This is a genomic window from Kitasatospora sp. NPDC033851, assembly GCF_055576085.1.
Map to the genome: position 1 here is coordinate 1 of NZ_JBVIRL010000091.1, position 3279 is coordinate 3279.

Below are 3279 nucleotides of genomic sequence, written 5' to 3' on the forward strand. Positions count from 1 at the left end.
GAACCGCACAGCGCGGTCACACGACCAGGCGCGCCCACTGCCGGATCGGCCGCAAGGCCGATGACGGAAGGGCAGACCCGGACGACGGACAACCAGCGGAGCGTCCTCGAGGTCGCCGCCGCCCCAACCGCCCACCGACAGCACCACCGCCGCGGCGGCGACCACGAGGAAAGCGGCTCCCCGCCGCACTGGCCCGCGCACCGCCGGCCACTCCGGTCGGGCCGGTCGGCGTTCACCTGACCTTCACCGCCCGCCGCCGGCGCACCCCGAGCAGCAGCCTGCCCTCGGATCGGCCGCGCCCGCCCCCGATGGCAGGCGTCAGCGAAACGCTGACGCCACATCGGTACGACGCGCAGGAACGCCAGCGCGCTCACTCGCCAGCACGCCAGCGGGTTGTCCGGCGCCCGCCGGGGCCGGCCACGGCCCCGGCGGTGAACGCGCCGGACACGGGGCCGCCGCCCGAAGGGCGCCGATTCCACAACCGCTGGCGCGGCGGCCGGCCGCCGCGCGGCAGCCCCGGGGGCCGAGCCGGTCCCGGGCAGGGCGCCCGGGACCGGTGTCCGGTCAGCGCGCGGCGCGCTTGCGAACGCGCAGGGTGCTGGCGGTCCGCCAGACGTCGCGGGCGTCGCTGAACTCGTGAGCGCCACGGACGATGTGCCGAAGGGTGCGCTCCGAGAGGTCGGCGAGGGCGCCGACGACCTCGGTGATCTCCTTGCCGAAGACGACGGAGACGGTGGAGCGGTCGCCCTGACGGGCGGGGCCCTTGGGGTAGAACCAGACGAGGTGGACGCGGTCTCCGAACGGACCGAGGACGACCGCCTTGGCGGTGCCGAGGTTCTGACCGTTCCGGTAGTGGGGGCAGCGGACGATGGTTCCGGCGGGCAGTGCCTCGGTGACGGTGGTGGTGGTCAAGGCTGTCTCCTCAGGGGCTGGTTGACGTCTGGGGTTCGCGGGGGCCGGGCCGGGGCGGCGCGCGGCCGTCGCGCGGCAGCCCGGGGGGCGGCGGCTCGATGCCGCCGACACCCGGCCACCCGCGCCGGGGCCCGGCCGGTCCCGGGCCATCAGCCCGGGACCGGCGCCCGGTCAGAGCGCGGCGCGATTGCGCAGGTAGGCGGTCAGCTGGTCGGCGGCGCTGCTGTCCGTCGTGGCGGGCACGCGGCGCACGTCCAACGCGCCGATCCGCCGTCCGCCCAGCAGCACCGGGAAGGCTCGGCCAACCGGCGGGATCACCAGGACCCACAGCCCCCGCGCGCTGTCGACCCGGACCACGGCGGCGTCGGCGGCGGCGTCCCACGCGGCGGCGATCCTCCGGCCGTCCACGTTGCGGGACAGGTGGCGGGCGATGGCGTGGGCCTGGACGAGATCCGCGAGCTGGGCCGGGGTCGCGGTGGCCGGGGCGGCGACGTGGCAGCAGTCGAAATCGGAGGCGGGGACGGTGGTCATGGCGCTCGGCTTCCTCAAGGTGTTGGCGGGTTGGCCGGGGCCGGATGGCCCCGGGGGCCGGGCGGGGGGTTGCCCTCCCCCGCCCGGCGGCTCGGGTCAACGGGTCAGAGCTGCGGGAAGACCTTCGGGGCGTACGGCTTGTCGTCCAGCACGGCCTGCTCGATCGCCACCGGCTTGTAGCCGAGGAGGACCAGAATCCGCAGGTACTCACGCGTCTTGGTGCGGCGACTTCCGCCGTCCTCCTTCCAGGCCTCGCGGGTGGCGTCCATCTCCCCGCACGCGGCGAGCTTGCCGAAGCCGAGAGCGACCACCCGGGCGGCGCTCGCCCGGTCCATGAGCTTCACGAACGTCTCGTCCGTGACCAGGCCGGAGATGCCGAGCAGCTCGCCGAAGGTGGGCAGGGTGCGGTGGTCGGCGAACCGGCTGCTGACGCTGCCGAAGCTGCTCAGCAAGGCCAGCGTGGTGGCCTTCTGCAGTGCGGCGGTCTCGGCGGTGGTGTACTTGCGGCCCTTGGCCAGCAGGGCCTTGACCCACTCCCGGCGGGCGTCGGTGGCGGCCTCCCAGTCCACATTGCCCTCCTTGATCGCCGCCTTCTCGGCGGCGGTCTTGCGGACGGCCCCCTCGTTGGGGTGGATGACCCGGTGCCCGTACAGGGCGACGTTCACGCACTGCTGCGAGTAGCTGCTGTTCGTGCCGTACCGAACCCACACCGCGCCACGGCAGTTGGCCGCGTGCCACTCGGCGCTGAACGGCTTGCCGTTCTCGTCCCGCAGGTTGTACAGGGAGGAAGCCTTGTCGGACAGCTCGTCCTCCTCCCTGATGCGGGCTCCGGCGGCCTGCAGCTCGGCCAGGTGCGCGGCGGCCTTGCGGTCGGCCTCCTGGCGGAGCTTGATCCCTCGGATCACGTAGGTGAGGTTCTCGCCCTCCTTGGCGGCCTTGGCGAGCTTCGCCAGGGCGGCCTCCTCGTCGTCCATCCCTGCCAGGTCCTCGGCCTGGTCCAGGGTCAGCGCGACGGCGGGCACGGCCTCGCGCAGCTTGCGGACCGGGGTGGCCTGGCCCGCCTTCACGGCGGCCTTGACCGTCTTCTGGGTCTTGCCCGAGGCGGCGGCGATCTCGGCCGTGCTCGCGCCCAGCTCGCTGGCGTCGAACAGTCCGGCGACCTGCTCGGCCTCGGTCAGCGGCGCGCGGTGGACGGCGGTGGTCAGCATGTCCAGCTTCTGCTGGGCGTCGGTGCGCTCGCGCTGCTCGAAGGGGACGTGCGTCCGCCCGGCCTTGATGGCTGCGGCGAGGCGGCGGTGACCGTCGATCACGACCAGCCCGGGGGTGATGATCAGCGGGATCTGCACGCCGTCCGCCTTGATGCTGGCGATGAGCTCCTTGGTGATCTTCAACCCCCGGCGCAGGTTGCCCTTGTGCGGAGTCAGGGCGCTGACCCGGATCTGCGGGAGCGGGGAGTAAGGAACCGTCTCCAGCCCGGCGGCCTGGGCGGCGGCGAGGCGCCGGAATCCGTCGATCACCAGCGGGGTGCCGTCGGAACGGGTGGTGATGTGCAGCGGGTCCTCGATGCCGCGCTCGGCGATCGAGGCGGTCAGCTCCGGGTCGATCTCCACGGGACGGGCGTTGCCCGGCTGGGCGAGCAGGTCGGCGATCGACGCCTGGGGCCACTGGTCGGCCGGGGTCTCCTCGGACTCGGCGGCGGCCTCGGGCGCGGTCTTCACGGTGGTGGTCAAGGTCTTGGCCTTTCGTGTTGGTGGTTCCGGCCGGTTGGCCGGGGGTCTCGGCGGGGGTTGCCCTCCCCGCCTTGATGAGACAATTAAACCATGGTTTGGGGGTCCG

3 protein-coding genes are annotated in these 3279 nt (G+C 73.7%); all 3 read right to left on the reverse strand.

The genetic code is table 11. From position 1 onward, the window contains the following. Positions 1–564 precede the first annotated feature (564 nt). Positions 565–912, reverse strand: coding sequence for a DUF6409 family protein (locus tag ACZ51D_RS43545; RefSeq protein WP_465665851.1), 348 nt, complete (start codon positions 910–912; stop codon positions 565–567). Between the two features lie 171 nt (positions 913–1083). Further along, entirely contained in the window at positions 1084–1443 is a 360-nt protein-coding gene (locus tag ACZ51D_RS43550; RefSeq protein WP_465665853.1) for a hypothetical protein, read from the reverse strand. 104 nt (positions 1444–1547) lie between these two features. Beyond that, entirely contained in the window at positions 1548–3173 is a 1626-nt protein-coding gene (locus ACZ51D_RS43555) for a ParB N-terminal domain-containing protein (RefSeq protein WP_465665855.1), read from the reverse strand. Positions 3174–3279: the final 106 nt, after the last annotated feature.